This window comes from Aquimarina sp. ERC-38 (assembly GCF_026222555.1).
Classification (GTDB): Bacteria; Bacteroidota; Bacteroidia; order Flavobacteriales; family Flavobacteriaceae; genus Aquimarina.
Genome location: NZ_CP098511.1, coordinates 1,300,235 through 1,316,078 on the forward strand (window position 1 = coordinate 1,300,235; position 15,844 = coordinate 1,316,078).

At 36.2% G+C, this 15,844-nt stretch carries 10 protein-coding genes; 4 read left to right on the forward strand and 6 right to left on the reverse strand.

The genetic code is table 11. The features are described from left to right. Positions 1–73: 73 nt before the first annotated feature. The 6 genes from metG to NBT05_RS05590 form a co-directional block, all read right to left on the reverse strand. The gene (gene metG, locus NBT05_RS05565; RefSeq protein WP_265772485.1) at positions 74–2,164 is read right to left on the reverse strand and encodes a methionine--tRNA ligase; all 2,091 of its coding nucleotides are present in this window, start codon (positions 2,162–2,164) and stop codon (positions 74–76) included. 129 nt (positions 2,165–2,293) lie between these two features. Then, positions 2,294–4,528, reverse strand: a complete 2,235-nt coding sequence (katG, locus tag NBT05_RS05570) for a catalase/peroxidase HPI (RefSeq protein WP_265772486.1) — start codon at positions 4,526–4,528, stop codon at positions 2,294–2,296. Positions 4,529–5,167: 639 nt separating this feature from the next. Beyond that, positions 5,168–6,778 (reverse strand): DUF1501 domain-containing protein, encoded by a 1,611-nt coding sequence (locus tag NBT05_RS05575; RefSeq protein ID WP_265772487.1) that lies wholly within the window; start codon positions 6,776–6,778, stop codon positions 5,168–5,170. Between the two features lie 11 nt (positions 6,779–6,789). Then, positions 6,790–8,253: a DUF1800 domain-containing protein gene (locus NBT05_RS05580; protein WP_265772488.1), complete on the reverse strand. Its 1,464-nt coding sequence runs from the start codon at positions 8,251–8,253 to the stop codon at positions 6,790–6,792. 150 nt (positions 8,254–8,403) lie between these two features. After that, complete coding sequence (locus NBT05_RS05585; protein WP_265772489.1) at positions 8,404–10,017, reverse strand: DUF1501 domain-containing protein; 1,614 nt, start codon at positions 10,015–10,017, stop codon at positions 8,404–8,406. A 6-nt stretch (positions 10,018–10,023) separates the two neighbouring features. Continuing rightward, positions 10,024–11,553, reverse strand: coding sequence for a DUF1800 domain-containing protein (locus NBT05_RS05590; RefSeq protein WP_265772490.1), 1,530 nt, complete (start codon positions 11,551–11,553; stop codon positions 10,024–10,026). 97 nt (positions 11,554–11,650) lie between these two features. Between NBT05_RS05590 and NBT05_RS05595 the strand changes: the two genes are divergently transcribed. The 4 genes from NBT05_RS05595 to NBT05_RS05610 all read left to right on the forward strand — a co-directional run bounded on the left by NBT05_RS05595 (position 11,651) and on the right by NBT05_RS05610 (position 15,774). Beyond that, on the forward strand, positions 11,651–12,547 hold the full coding sequence (locus NBT05_RS05595; protein WP_265772491.1) for a S66 peptidase family protein: 897 nt from the start codon (positions 11,651–11,653) through the stop codon (positions 12,545–12,547). A gap of 428 nt (positions 12,548–12,975) precedes the next feature. Continuing rightward, on the forward strand, positions 12,976–13,335 hold the full coding sequence (locus NBT05_RS05600; protein WP_265772492.1) for a YraN family protein: 360 nt from the start codon (positions 12,976–12,978) through the stop codon (positions 13,333–13,335). 326 nt (positions 13,336–13,661) lie between these two features. Beyond that, positions 13,662–14,561 carry an aldo/keto reductase gene (locus NBT05_RS05605; protein WP_265772493.1) on the forward strand — a complete coding sequence of 300 codons (900 nt, stop codon included), beginning with the start codon at positions 13,662–13,664 and terminating at the stop codon, positions 14,559–14,561. A gap of 82 nt (positions 14,562–14,643) precedes the next feature. After that, entirely contained in the window at positions 14,644–15,774 is a 1,131-nt protein-coding gene (locus NBT05_RS05610) for a helix-turn-helix domain-containing protein (RefSeq protein ID WP_265772494.1), read from the forward strand. The last annotated feature ends 70 nt before the right edge of the window (positions 15,775–15,844 follow it).

Genomic DNA, 15,844 nt, shown 5'->3' on the forward strand with positions numbered 1-15,844 from the left:
TTTAGATCAGTGAATAGATATAAAGATTAAGGTGATAAAGGCTTTAATTATTTAACCAAAAATAAAACTACACCTAGTTCACCGTAACACCAGGATTCACCTCTATCTGATCCGGATTTAAAAACACTAACTTTCCTTCAATATCTTCCGTCATTAGGATCATACCTTCGCTTTCAACTCCTCTTAGTTTTCGGGGAGCCAAATTGATTAATACGGTAACTTGTTTTCCGATTATTTCTTCGGCGCTAAAATGTTCGGCAATTCCGGAAACTATGGTTCTGACATTAACCCCTGTATCTACTTTTAAAACCATTAATCTTTTTGCTTTAGGCATTTTTTCGGCTTCCATAATAGTTCCTATCCTAATATCCAGTTTAGTAAAATCCTCAAAACTAATAGTTTCTTTTTGCGGTATGATTTCTTTGGTTGCCACTTCATTTGCTTTTTTGGTAGCTGCTAATTTGTCTAATTGTTTTTGAATGTCCAAATCTTCAATTTTAGAGAATAATAGCGAACCTTTTTCAATTTGATAACCGGATTTTAATAAGGCCTGTTCTTTTTCTATATCATTCCATGTCAATTTGACCAAATCCGTACGTAAACTAGCTGCCGGTCTATCTGATAGGTTAAGAATATCTTTTAATTTTTCTGAAGTAAAGGGTAAAAAAGGCTCGGAAAGTACTGCTACTGCTGCTGCAATCTGTAGAGCAATATACATTACCGTTTGAATACGTTCCGGATCGGTTTTAATTAATTTCCAGGGTTCTTCATCTGCCAGGTATTTATTGCCTAAACGGGAAACATTGAGTAATTCCTGACTGGCTTCTCTAAATCGGTATTTTTCAATAGAACTGCTAATTACCGCAGGATACGCTCTTAATTCTGCTAAAGTTTTCTGATCTACCTCAGAAAGTTCAGCGGGTTCCGGAACGATACCCTGGTAATATTTATGAGTAAGTACCACCACACGATTGATAAAATTTCCGAAATTACCAACCAATTCATTATTATTCCGATCCTGAAAGTCCTTCCAGGTAAAATCATTGTCTTTAGTTTCAGGAGCGTTAGCGGTTAAAACATAGCGTAAAACATCCTGTTGTCCCGGAAAATCTTCTAGATATTCATGTAGCCAAACCGCCCAATTTTTAGAAGTTGATAACTTATTACCTTCCAGGTTTAGAAATTCGTTAGCCGGTACATTTTCTGGTAAAATATAAGAACCTTCGGCTTTTAACATACTTGGAAAAATAATACAATGGAAGACAATATTATCCTTTCCAATAAAATGTACCAATTTTGTATGTTGATCTTTCCAGTAAGGTTCCCAGTCTTTTCCTTCACGTTCGGCCCACTCTTTAGTCGAAGAAATATAACCGATCGGAGCATCAAACCAAACGTACAATACTTTACCTTCTGCATGATCTAAAGGTACCGGGATACCCCAATCTAAATCACGAGTAACCGCCCGGGGTCGAAGTCCGTCGTCGATCCAGGATTTAATCTGGCCGTATACATTGGTTTTCCAATCTTTTTTATGTCCAACCAAAATCCATTCCTTTAAAAAATCTTCATATTGATCTAAAGGAAGATACCAGTGTTTGGTTTCTTTTAAAACCGGTTTTGCTCCTGAAATGGTAGATTTTGGGTTGATAAGGTCGGTGGCATTTAAAGAAGTACCACAATTTTCACATTGATCTCCGTAAGCTTCTTCAAAACTACATTTAGGACAGGTACCAATTACAAAACGATCTGCCAGAAATTGTTCTGCTTCCGAATCGTATAATTGTGCTGAAGTTTCTTCGACAAACTTGTCATTTTGGTACAATTCCTTAAAAAACTCAGAAGCAGTTTTATGATGAATAGGAGCAGAAGTTCGAGAATAATTATCAAAGGTAATCCCAAAATCTTCAAAAGATTTTTTGATCATAAAGTGATATTTATCAATAATCACCTGTGGGGAAACACCTTCTTTCTTTGCCCTCATAGGGATGGCAGCACCATGTTCATCACTACCACAAATAAAAGCAACATCGTTCCCGGTAATACGAAGATACCTGGCATAAATGTCTGCGGGTATATATACTCCGGCCAGGTGACCAATATGAATGGGCCCGTTCGTATAAGGTAATGCTGAAGTAATGGTATATCTCTCTGGTGTGTTCATAGTCTACATAAAATAGACACAAAGGTAACAAACCATAGGTACTTTATATAGAAGTGGTTTAGCTTTTCTCAATTTACAATTATCAAGAAAGGCTAAACCACTTTAAGTACTTACTTCTTATCTGTATTTCTAACTTTTCAGGTCAAAACGATCTGCATTCATTACTTTAACAAAAGCATTAATAAATTGTTCTATAAAAAGTTCTTCTCCCCCGTGTTCAGCTGCATACTCTTCTGCGATTGCGCGTAATTCCGTATTTGAACCAAAAATAAGGTCCGCTCGTGTAGCCGTATAAGTATCTTCACCAGTAATGCGATTCTTACCTTTAAAGGTTATACTATTTTCATCAATGGAACGCCAAGTGTAGGTGAAGTCTAATAGGTTGGTAAAAAAATCATTAGATAATACTCCGGGTTTGTCCGTAAAAACACCGTTTTTAGAACCATCATAGTTTGCGTCTAAAACTCGTAGACCTCCTACTAGAGCAGTCATCTCAGGAATAGAAAGGTCAAGTAACTGTGCTCGGTCGATTAACATTTCTTCGGCAGCCGTTCCTTCTTGAGCTTTACTTACATAATTTCTAAAGCCATCCGCCCGTGGTTCCAGGTATCCAAAAGAATCCACGTCGGTTTTTTCCTGAAGCGCATCCACTCTTCCCGGGGTAAACGGTACTTGAACTTCTTTTCCAGCCTCTTTTGCAGCTTGCTCAATACCTACCGAACCACATAAAACAATTAAGTCTGCCATAGAAACCTCAAAATCCGACTGATCCTGGATGGACTTTAATGTATTCAATACCTTATGCAACTGCTCCGGATTGTTTACTTCCCAATTGTTCTGCGGAGCCAAACGTATTCTTCCGCCATTAGCGCCTCCTCTTTTATCTGAATTCCTAAAGGTAGAAGCGGAAGCCCAGGAAATAGAAACAAGTTCGGATACAGATAATCCGGTTCCCCAAATGGAATTTTTTAAGGAAGCTACCTGCTCATCATTTAAGGTATAACCATTTGTTTCAGGTAACGGGTCTTGCCAAAGTAATTCTTCGGTAGGAACTTCCGGTCCCAGATACCTGCTTACCGGCCCCATATCTCTGTGTGTTAATTTATACCACGCACGGGCAAAAGCATCTTCCAGTTGTTCCGGGTGTTCTTTAAACCTTTTAGAAATTTTTAAAAATTCCGGATCTATTTTTAAAGCCATATCTGCATCTGTCATCATTAAAGCTTGTGACTTAGATGCATCTCCAGCTGTTGGGGCTTTGGGAGCTCCGGAAGTTTGGGTAGGTGTCCACTGACTGGCACCAGCCGGGCTTACTGTTAATTCCCAATCATATTCCAGAAGTACTTTAAAATAGGTGTCATCCCATTGTGTAGGAGTTGGCGTCCAGGCCCCTTCCAGTCCCGAAGTGATAGCATGGTCCAGTACTCCGGTGTTGTAATGATTTTTCCAACCCATACTCATTTGTTCCATAGGCGCTCCATGTGGTTCTGGTCCTACGTATCGATCCGGATCTGCAGCACCATGTGCTTTCCCAAAGGTGTGTCCTCCGGCAGTTAACGCTACGATTTCTTCATCATTCATAGCCATACGCCCAAAGGTCTCACGCATATCTCGTGCAGAACCTATAGGATCAGACGTACCGTCCGGACCTTCCGGATTTACGTAAATAAGTCCGTGGTTTGTTGCTCCTAAGGGTGCTTCTAACTTATCGCGTCCTTCTGCATATCTTTTATCATTGGCTAACCATTCCGTTTCAGACCCCCAGTAAATATCCTGTTCCGGCTCCCAAATATCTTCTCTTCCAGCACCATACCCAAAGGTTTTAAAACCCATAGACTCCAGGGCGCAATTACCCGCTAAGATCATTAAATCTGCCCAGGATAAACTTTTACCGTATTTCTTTTTAACTGGCCAAAGTAATAATCGAGCTTTGTCCAGGTTTCCGTTGTCCGGCCAACTGTTTAACGGGGCAAAACGCTGAGATCCCGAACTGGAACCTCCACGACCATCGCCAATTCTATAGGTTCCTGCGCTATGCCAGGCCATACGAATTAAAAAAGGACCATAATGACCGTAATCTGCTGGCCACCACTCTTGCGAATTGGTCATAAGTGCTATAACTTCATTTTTTAGAGTAGGAAAATCTATACTATTAAAAGCTTTTGCATAATCAAAATCTTTATGGAAAGGATTTGATTTTTCACTATGTTGCCTTAATATATTTAATTTAAGTTCATTAGGCCACCAATCCCGAACGGAAGTTCCGTTACCAGCGGTGTTTTGTTGGGTACCTCCCAAAAAAGGACATTTTGCAGTTGCACTTGAATGATTAATATCCCAAACATTGGTATGCTTTTCTTTCATAATAGTAAGATTTAAATTGTGTATCTAAATATATGAAATATGCTACTATATTTTTAGCTTTATCATACTTTTAAACTTAAACACTATAAGTTTAATTTATTATTATTTAAAATTACTATTAATTTGTACTATGGATAAGTAAAACCCGTAAATAAAGTTTTATTGTATCTAATTTTGTCGTACATCTATTACATGATTAGTCTTTAAATAGGTGTAGTAACTGATATTCATTGAGTTTATAGTAAAATTTTAATTATGTAACTGACTTAGTTATAGATTTATTAGATAAAATTTCAATTTTTTCTTTTGACAAGTTCTAGTAAGATCATTGCAGTATATTGTTTTTTCAAATTTGTTGTTAAACATTTTGTTTAATCTTTATAGGTAGCCACATACTCTAATTGGAAAATAGGTTTGCAATAATTCTAAGTGTAATAAATTACCATTTTATTAACTCCCTACTGCTAGGTTTCAAATGTCAAAAGAAGAATACCTGTATAACCATCAATGTTAATTAAAATGTAAAAAGAAGGTTTATAATAATAAAGTAGTGATTGATTTTAATAAGTAACCTGTGGTACATTATATTAGCTTTCATATAAAAAGATATACCACAGGTCATTTTAATAGTATGAGATTCTATAAGATCATTAAGGGTTTACTGAATACTCGCTGACCTATTTTAATTTTATAGATATATTGACCTTCATCCAGGCGAAGTCCTACCTTGGATTTTACATTAATTACATGCTTTCCACCGGTTAATATTTTGTTTTGTAAGGTCGCTACTTTTTGCCCTAACATATTAAACAACCGGATATCCACATGCATGGTATTTTGCAAATTTATATTTAAATAAGTTTGTCTATCTATATATGTTACCTTATGTTCAAAGATATCAGTGCTTATAAAATCAGTATTACTTCCTAAAGTTTTATTACAACTAAAACCTAAAGATAATATATCGTAATTAGCACCTAGTAGAGCCGTATCTATAAGTTTAGGGTCTACGCACAACCATTCTTTTAAAACTGTAGCATACATAGATCTAAAATCAGTGTTTGGTTTTAGATTACCATTTTTATTTAAATCCGAAAGATCCGGATGTTTACCTATAAAACCATTACCATCAAGCCCTGATCCGAATAACATAGTTTGAGAAGCGGTACCATGGTCTGTTCCCGCTGAACCGTTTTCTTCTACTCGTCGCCCGAACTCTGATATAGTCATAGATAGCACTTTGTCATCCCAACCGGCATCCTTTAAATCATTATAGAAATTGGCAATAGTTTCTGATAAGGTAGTTATTAAAGTTTCATGTCTGTTAAGTTGATCGTTATGCGTATCAAAACCGCCCAGTTCCACCATATACACTTTGGTCCCCAGATTTCCTTTGATCAAACGTGCTATAATACTTAACTGTTGTCCTAACTTGTCTTTAGAATAATTGCCAAAATCTGAGGATTTATCGAAAGCGTCATTAATAACACCCGCATAAGCAAAGGTGGCATTAGCTACTCCTTTAATATAACTTATTTTCTCCCCATGTGTACAATCAGGAATTTTAGTCATGTCGTATAACTCCCCGTTTCTAGCAATCTGGTATAACTTTTTAGGATCTGCTACGGCAAAAGCGTAGTTACTGTCTGCGGTATCAAAAATAAGGTTTCCGGCATTCCCAATCTGTATGGCAGTAGGCTTTTTAGGTGGGTTTGTAAGATAGTCCGGAAAAATTTGTTCGAAATACCTACCCATCCATCCTTCTTCATTTTCGCTTTTAGGATCTGTGGTTGCCCAGATATCCGATCCTTTAAAATGCGAAAGTGAGCTATTTTCGTAACCTACTCCATGCACGACTTTCATCATACCGTCCCCCCACATTCGTTCCAGTTTATTAGCATATTTTGCCATCCCGAAATCATCGTTAAACTTAAAAAGTTCATTTTCTTTAATACGTAGGGTAGGGCGTGCATTTGAATAAGTATCATAGTCATATAAAGGAACAATGGTATTTAACCCATCGTTGCCCCCTTTTAATCGTATTAATACTAAAATTCGATCATTATCAGCAGTATTTATAGCAGCAGCAAGTGGAGAAGGTTTGGCAACCGAAAGAGCGGAATTAGCTAATGCCATGGTACCTCCACCTACTATACCTAAAGCTTGTAGAAAAGACCGACGGTTCCATTGTTTATGTTCTTCATGATTACAGGAGTCCGCAACATGAGTATTTTGCTTTTTTGTAGTCATCGTAGTTTGTGTTATTTAAGTTGAAATTCAGGGATTTTGATAATGTAATTTAGTAGTCGGTACATTTGAGTAGGCGTACTTGAAGAACTACTTAGCACCCAGGTGCCATCAACAAAATAACTATCCGGTACCTGATCTTTAAAAATTTCTAATGCCTCTTCATACTCATCTTCATCAAATAATGCTTTAGGCATAAAAAAATCTACCAGTTTACGGCTCACATCCTTTACATCATTATTATTAGTACCTACAATATTAGTAGCTATTGTTCTGAACTGTTCTTTATCATGCTTAAAAGCCCTATTTATATAATATAATATACGATCCCACCTGGCTACCAGGGTGCTGGAACCTATCCAACTCAAGTCTCCCTGCCAACCAGCTACATCTATCGGATCTAATAAAGACTGACCTAAAAAAGCATTCCCTCCTCTTACTTTATCAAATATTTTAAAGGAGGCTTCCGTTTTTAGATCTAATTCCTTTAAAAAACAAATTTGCACATCCGCGGGACTCTTCACAATTACCCCGTAGGTGTTTTCATCAAAGAAATGCTGACTTTTGAATAGCCTTTTTAATACCGGGGCAATTTCAAAATTGTTATTTTTAAAGGTGTTTGCAAGTTGATTTACTATATTTTTATTAATGTCCGGACTAATAAAATATGCATATAACTTTTTACAAATAAAGTTCGCAATAAGGTCAGGTTTTTCTTCAAATAAAATATCAATAACATCATTATACCCCCAATTACCGGTTCTGCCAAAGATTGTTTTAGGATCGTTATTAAACTTATTTTGATTAAAAGTTATCGGAGCCCAGACTTCGGTTCTATCATTATAACCGGTTAAAGCTTTGGAAGTTTCTACAATGTCCTCTTGCGTATACCCATTATCTACTCCTAAAGTAAATAATTCATAAAGTTCACGGGCATAATTTTCATTAGGTTTTCTTTTAGTATTTTCCCTTCCGTTAAGATACACTAACATGGCATTGGATAAACCAATATCTCTTGTAAAATCTTTAAAATTTCCTACGGCATGTAATTGTAGTAAATTATAGTACTGAAACATATAAGAAGGACTGTTATATGACTGAGATTCAGTAACAAAATGATTACTCCAGAATAAAGTCATTCGGTCACGCAGGTCATTTTCAAATAGGTCTTCGGCCATTTGATTTTGCCAGTCTCTACGATACTGAAATATTTTTTTACTGGTTTTTTCAAATTGTTTTTTTGTCCAATTACCCCATGGTGGAGCAGTAGTCGGATTTTTAGCAACAGCTTCGTCTACTAAATTATCTACGACTTGAGATGGGGACTTGGTCAAAGCATCCGTAATTGTTGCTTTATTCGCACCAAAAGCAGCTCTTCTATATAAATGGGTTACTTTTTGCACGTTCCAGGGCTTTTTTCCTGAAGGTACAAAGGTAGCCAATGAGGAAGAGTTACAACTTGTAAGGGTTGTTTCCATATATAGTTTGTGTTTAAGTTTAGTTATAACTGCTTACATCCTGGGAGGAAGGAAAAGCGTTATAAATTTATAGTATTTTATCGAATAAATTGTTGATTTGAAACATTTTAACAGTATTCTATAATTTATTATGAAAAATTATCTCCTTATTTAGCTTATAAGTAAAGTATTGCTAAACTCTCCTTGATTCGTTTCAATACGATATAGATACTGTCCGGTACTTAACCGGGTTCCTATTTCTTCTTTAACATTAACAGTCGTTTGTCCTTCCAGCATCATCTCATTGCGTAACGTACCTATTTTCTGTCCTATAATGTTAAAAAGTGAAATGTCTACATGAGTTGTTTCCGGATTATTAATATTAATATAGGTTTGATTGTCCGTATAAGTTACAACGTGGTTTAAACGTTCTCCGTCGAGAGGAATAGTATTAGTGCTTCCGGAACAGTTGAAGCCTAAATCCAATGATTCAAATTGCGCACCTAGAAGTGCCTTATCGACCACTTCTGCATTTACACAAAGCCATTCTTTCATCACCGTTGAGTATACTTGTCTAAAGTCATTAGTATTAGATACATTGCCTCCGCGGGTTAAGTTAGAAAGACTAGGATGATCTCCTATAAAACCATTACCGTTTAACCCGGTACCAAAAAACATAATGGGGGCTGCTGTACCGTGATCAGTGCCTAATGAACCGTTTTCTTTAAACCTTCTGCCAAATTCTGATATGGTCATGGTTAATACTTTATCATCCCACCCGGCATCTGCCAGGTCTGCATAAAAATTGGTAATACCTTCGGATAAAGAATTTAACAATTTCTGATGACGTTGTATTTGATCATTATGGGTGTCAAAACCACCTAATGTAACCATAAATACCTTTGTGCCTAAATTTCCTTTTATTAATCGAGCAATAATACGTAATTGTCTGGCAAAACCATCATCTTCCAGATACCCGGCAAAATCCGAACTTCGGTTAAAAGCTGCTGAAATTTCATCTGCATAGTTGTAGGTAACATTAGTAGTTTCTCGTAAAAACTTTAACTTTTCGCCATAGGTACAGTCCGGTAGGTTATTCAAGTCATAAAAAGTTTCGTTTTCTATAATTTGCTCTAAACGTTCCGGATTGGAAATAGCAAATGAAAAGTGATTGTCCGGTCCCCTAAAAATCAGATTACCTATACTTCCTATCTGGATGGAAGGTGGCGCTGCCGGGGGATTAAATAAATAATCCGGATACAAATCCTGAAAATAACGTCCCATAAATCCGGAACGCTCTCTCTCAGTTATATTGGTATTTGCCCAAATATCGGTTCCTTTAAAATGCGATAAACTCTGATCTTCATAACCTACGCCATGTACAACTTTCATTTGTCCGTCTCCCCACATATTTTCCAGTTTATTCATGGGTTTGGGCATGGCAAACTGGTCTTTTTCCAGGTTGATAAATTCACTGGGCGGAATTTTGATTAAGGGTCGGGCATTTGCATAAGTGTCGTAGTCGTACACCGGCACAATGGTATTAAACCCGTCGTTACCTCCGCCCAGGCGACAAATAATTAAGATTTTATCATTTTCAGTTTCACTTAGGGCTACAGAGAGAGGTGAGGGCCGGGAAACAGTCAGGTTACTATTAGCCAGCATCATACTTCCTCCGCCTACTAAGCCTAATGCTTGTAGGAAAGACCTGCGATTCCAGGCTTTATGTTCATCAGGGTTGCAGGTGCCGTTTGTAGTTCTGGTATGGTTATGTTGTGTAGACATGGGGCTTTATTTTAATTGGAATTCGGGGGTAATAGCTATATGATTTAGAAGGGCGGCAATTTGATCCGGAACTCCCATTAAATCCAGGGTCCAAATATTAGGTGCAATTGCATCAGGTTCATAATAATTTTCCGGGTATGTATCACCTTTAAATACACCGACCGCTTCGTTAAACAAGGTATCATCTTCTAATCCGCGAGGAAGAAAGTAGTTAAGGATCGCTCGAACTACAATAGTCACATCATCTGCCTGATAGCTATTATTAATAACACCATCGGCAAGGGTATTGATAGGTAAGTTCATTACAAAATCCCGTAATTGTGCATTATTGGTAACTCTCGCCCGATTGATCATTTGTGCAATACTCTCCCATCTTCCTATTAATAAATCAGGACTGATCCAGTCTTCATCTCCCTGCCAGCCTTCTACATCAATTGGGTTTAATACTTCCTGACCCAGCATTCGGGTATTACCATTTAAGAAATCAATATGATTAAAATCAGCTCCGTAGTTAAAACCTAATTCGGTTTGATAACATAATAAAAGGTCACACGGGCTTTTTATGATTGATCCGGTAGCTTCTTTATCAAAAAAATGTTCGCTTTTAAAAAGTTGGCGAAGTACCGGTGCTATTTCAAAATTGTTATTGATAAAAGTTTGCGCCATTTGTGCCACAATACCTTCATTACAATTAAAGCTTACAAAATACCGGTATAATTTTTCACAAATAAAATTAGCAATAAGCGTCTCTCTCTGTTCAAAAAGAATGTCAATGGCATCATCATATCCCCAATTACCCGTTCGGTTAAAAATAGATTTTGAATCCGTACTGAATTTGTCAGCGGTAAAAAGAATATCTCCCCACGGGATTTTATTTGTATCAACGTACCCGGTTAGAGCTTTAGCTGTTTGCTGAATATCAGTTTCAGTATAACCATTATCTACGCCAAGAGTGAAGAGTTCATAAAGTTCACGAGCGTAATTTTCATTAGGTCGATCTTTGGTACTTTGATTTCCGTTAAGGTAAGCAAGCATCGCATTACTAATTCCAATATCATAGGTAAAATCTTTAAAGTTACCCAATGCATGTAGTTGTAATAAGCTATAATATTGAAATTGATAGGCCGGACTTCGGTACACCCGATCTTCAGTTACAAAATGATTGCTCCAGAAAAGCGTTAAGCGATCCCGAACCTGATTTTGTAATAAATCCTGAATCATGGTAATCCTACCTTGATTCCGGTAATAAGAATTATTAAAATCTTTATTTGCTTTCTCCGCAGCGTCAAACTGATCCTTATTCCAGTTCCCCCATTCGGGAATGGCAGTAGGGGGTAATACCAGGGCATTATCTATTAACTCGTCAATAAGTGCTGACGGATCTTCTTGAATAAGGGCATTCTGAACCTGTTCTTTTGTAGCTCCAAATGCAATTCTACGGTATAAATGATTAATTTTACGTACGGTCCATGGATTTTCCGAAGTAGGAATGTAGGGGTCCAAAGATGCAACGTTACAGTTGGTATCGGTGGTCATAGTTCGTTATTTGGTAGTTAAGGGCTAATTAACGACAACAATATACTACTATTTAACGAAAACAACTGTTAATTAGTGCAATAGGTGATAAAAAAATATGAAGTTTCCGCAGTTTTTAAAAAAAGGTGATCAGATAGCCGTGGTTTGTCCTGCCCGAAAGATTGATTATCGAATGATCGAAGCTTCGGTTGGGATTATTAAAAATCAGGGATTTATCCCAGTAATTGGAGAGACCGTGGGTAAATCAAATCATCAATTTGCCGGAACTGATGAGGAAAGATTACAGGATTTACAAAAGCAATTAGATACGCCTGCGATTAAAGCTATTTGGTGCGCCCGGGGTGGCTACGGAACTGTCCGGATTATCGACCAACTTGATTTTACGGAGTTTTTAAAACATCCGAAATGGATTATTGGCTACTCGGATATTACCGTACTGCATTCGCATCTTCATAACCTGTCGGTGGCTTCTATGCACGGGCCACTGGCTTTGGATTTGTACCAGTGTTCTCATAAAGCTATTGACACTTTTACCGAGTTGCTTTCCGGTCAAAAGAAGACGATCATTTTAAAAAGTTCAAAGAAAAATAAAATTGGTAAAGCAAGCGGGCAATTGGTAGGAGGGAACTTGTCTATGTTGTATTCTCTTTGTGGTTCTCCAACTACTATTGATACCCGGGGCAAAATTCTTTGTATCGAAGACCTGGATGAATATTTATATCATATGGATCGGATGCTTCAAAATTTAAAAAGAAACGGTTATTTTGATCAGTTAAAAGGCTTAATTGTAGGCGGAATGACAAGTATGCATGATAATACGGTACCTTTTGGAAAGAAAGCAAAAAGTATTATTTTGGAAGTGGTTAAAGAATATGATTTCCCAGTGGTATTTAATTTTCCTATGGGACATGTGGATGATAATTTGGCGCTTATTCTGGGAGCTGAAGTAGAATTAAAGGTAGAGAAAGAAGAGGTTTGTTTTAGGTATGTGTGAGGTAGTAGTGAGATGTTAGTATGGAGTATTGAGATTTTTTATTTTGAAAGATAGATGCTAGAAACTAGATGCTAGAGAATAGAAACCCAGAATGAGGAAAAAATAGAATCAAGAATCAGGATTCAAGAGAAAATGGAGTAGATAGCTGAAAAGAGAAGCTAGAGAATGGATATTTAAGATTAGAAAATGAAAATAGAATCAAAATTTAGGAGTAAAGGGGGTTAGATAAGAGAAACTAGATGCTAGAGACTAGAGATTTGTGTACTATAATCAAGAATCAGCAACCAAGATACTAGAACCAGGATTTAGGATAGAAGAGCTTAAAATTTTAGCTTGGAAATGCTTTTATTCTTTTTATTTTGATAATTATTAGATGGAACTTAGAGATAATACTTATACCTTTTGGCTAAAAACTAATGAACTAAAACATGGCGGAACATTATGATTTGGGTAAAGAAGGGGAGAAGTTGGCCAGAGATTATTTGGTTAAAAAAGGTTATGCGATTCTTGAGATAAACTATCGTCATTTAAAAGCTGAAGTTGATATTATTGCCAGAAAAGGAGATATCCTAGTTGCCGTAGAGGTTAAAACCCGAAGTACCGCGGATTTTGGTAACCCGCAAGATTTTGTAAAACCGAAACAAATACAACGTCTGGTTAAAGCAGTAAACCATTACGTACACCTAAAAGACCTGGACGTAGAGGTGCGTTTTGATATTGTTTCCATTATTAAAAATAGACTAGGTACCCGGATTGAACACCTGGAGGATGCTTTTTATCACTTTTAACTGAAAACACCTGTCTGTTTTAGTAAAAATCAAGGATATACATAATTATATAGGTAGTAACTACTTATAGATAATAAAGGTAATAATTTAAGGCTCTAGTTTAAATTAGCGTTGTTATTAAAATAATGCTGAACATCCCTCTAAATCTCCCTTCAAAGGGAGACTTTTTGGCTCCCTTCCTTCGAAGGAAGGGTTGGGGAAGGATGTTTTTAATGATGCTAATTTTAAAATCTGATTATCAGTATTTTATGTAATAATATTAATATCGCCAACTTATACTAACAACGCTTATTTAAACTAGAGCGTAATTTAACTTAAATCATCATATGGACTACAGAAGACTAGGAAACTCGGATCTAGAAATTAGCAAAATATCCTTTGGGTGTATGTCTTTGGATTATAAAAATCCGGAGTCTGTTTCTTTACTTCATAAAGCCTTGGATCAAGGGGTTAATTTCTTTGATACCGCAGATTTGTATGACTGGGGTGAGAATGAAAAGTTAATAGGAAAGGCTTTAAAAGATATGCGTAAAAACGTCATTATTGCTACTAAAGTTGGAAATGAATGGAATAAAGATAAAAGCGACTGGAAATGGAATCCTTCTAAAAAATATATTTTACAAGCAGTAGATCGCAGTTTACAAAGACTACAAACGGACTACATCGATCTGTATCAATTGCACGGTGGAACGATCGATGACCCGATAGATGAAACCATCGAAGCTTTTGAACATTTAAAAGAGCAAGGTAAAATACGGTACTACGGAATTTCATCTATTCGACCAAATGTAATTAGGGAATACGTTCGTAAATCTAATATTACCAGCGTGATGATGCAATACAGTATTCTAGATAGAAGACCGGAAGAATCTTGTTTTTCCCTTTTAGAAGAATATCAAATAGGAGTGTTATCCAGAGGTACTCTAGCAAAAGGTTTATTATCCGGCAAACCAGCATCAGATTACTTAGATTATTCAGCTTCACAAGTTGAGAAGGTTAGTGCTAAAGTCCGTAAAATCGCAAAGGAATCAAATAATACAGCTTCTCAAACAGCAATTTCTTTTGCATTCAACCAACCTGTAGTAGCTTCTGCGGTAGTAGGTTTTAGAACCAGGGAACAATTGGAGGATATTTTTAGAGACAAATCTTCTTTTACTTTACAAAAAAATCAAATAGAATGCTTACAAAAAAGTATAGCACCTATTTATTATAAAAATCATCGTTGAATAAAGCGTTTATGAGTAGCATTGTATACATTCATACGCTTTAGAATCCACTTATTTCTATATTTATCATAAATTTAAATAGATGGTTTCTTTTACCTTTATTGATATACTTCTTGCTATAGGAATAAGCCAGGGATTGTTTTTAATTATTGGATTGCAGTTAATTAAAAACCGCAATAAAAAGATAAATGGAATTTTAAGTGCACTTCTCTTGATTGCTATGATCATGCTGACTGGACGAATGATTTACGGACGCTTTGAAAGTTTATGGATTTTTAGAGTAGCTTCTTACATCGATGTGGTTATTTTCCTCTTTGGCCCTTTACTCTATCTATTTGTAAGAAAATTACTATTTATACAAAATAAAGAACATGGCTTATCCTGGTATCACTTTATACCAGCTACGATTCATTTGACTGCTTTTACTTTTTTATTATTTCCGTCAGAAGCAGTACTTCGTTCTTATGGGGAAAGAGGAATTTTTACCTGGGCATATTTTTTAGTAGAAAGTATTGGGATTATTTTAAACACTGTGTATGTATTAAAGAGTTTTCACTTAATAAATACGTATCAGACTAAAGCAGTTCAAAGCGTTTCTTTTGCTCAGGAAGGAGTAGGTTTTGTAAAGTTAATTTTAATTGCCGTTTCTAGTTCGCTGGTGCTTTGGTGTATCAGTTGTGTAAATTCTTACTTTTTACAGAACACTCAATTGTCATTTATAAGTTATAAACTGATTTGGATTTCTATTCCGGTATTTATTTATATCACCGGGTTTTACAATTTATGGCAACCTGAATTATTTAGAATTCAACCGGTACAAAAACAAAAGGTAAATTATCCGGATCGCCTGACAAAAGAGCAATTAATAAGTTTAACCCAACGTCTGGAACAACTTATGGAGGTAGATAAAGTCTATTTGGAAAATACCTTAACCTTAAAAGATTTGGCTGTTCGATTACAAACTTCGTCAAATAATATATCCTGGCTACTTAACAATCATTATGAAAAGTCTTTTTACGAATTTGTAAATACGTACCGTGTTAAGGAGTTTATTCATAAGATTGAAAAAGGCGAACATCAAACGCATACTTTACTTGCACTCTCCTTAGATTCAGGATTTAACTCAAAATCTACTTTTAATAAGGTATTTAAACAGGTGGTACAGGAAACTCCAAGTGCGTTTGTAAAAAATAGGACTTCAATATCCGGATAAAAGGTATCGTTGGATACAATAGGTTGATTGCACCCTGTTTGAATATTAGTATTGTTTACATTTTAAAAAC

Coding starts and splice junctions, on each gene's coding strand:
- NBT05_RS05590 (WP_265772490.1), bottom strand. CDS start 11,553: ATGACCACCGATACCAACTGTAACGTTGCATCTTTGGACCCCTACATT.
- NBT05_RS05585 (WP_265772489.1), bottom strand. CDS start 10,017: ATGTCTACACAACATAACCATACCAGAACTACAAACGGCACCTGCAAC.
- NBT05_RS05575 (WP_265772487.1), bottom strand. CDS start 6,778: ATGACTACAAAAAAGCAAAATACTCATGTTGCGGACTCCTGTAATCAT.
- NBT05_RS05605 (WP_265772493.1), top strand. CDS start 13,662: ATGGACTACAGAAGACTAGGAAACTCGGATCTAGAAATTAGCAAAATA.
- NBT05_RS05580 (WP_265772488.1), bottom strand. CDS start 8,253: ATGGAAACAACCCTTACAAGTTGTAACTCTTCCTCATTGGCTACCTTT.
- metG (WP_265772485.1), bottom strand. CDS start 2,164: ATGAACACACCAGAGAGATATACCATTACTTCAGCATTACCTTATACG.
- katG (WP_265772486.1), bottom strand. CDS start 4,528: ATGAAAGAAAAGCATACCAATGTTTGGGATATTAATCATTCAAGTGCA.
- NBT05_RS05595 (WP_265772491.1), top strand. CDS start 11,651: ATGAAGTTTCCGCAGTTTTTAAAAAAAGGTGATCAGATAGCCGTGGTT.
- NBT05_RS05600 (WP_265772492.1), top strand. CDS start 12,976: ATGGCGGAACATTATGATTTGGGTAAAGAAGGGGAGAAGTTGGCCAGA.
- NBT05_RS05610 (WP_265772494.1), top strand. CDS start 14,644: ATGGTTTCTTTTACCTTTATTGATATACTTCTTGCTATAGGAATAAGC.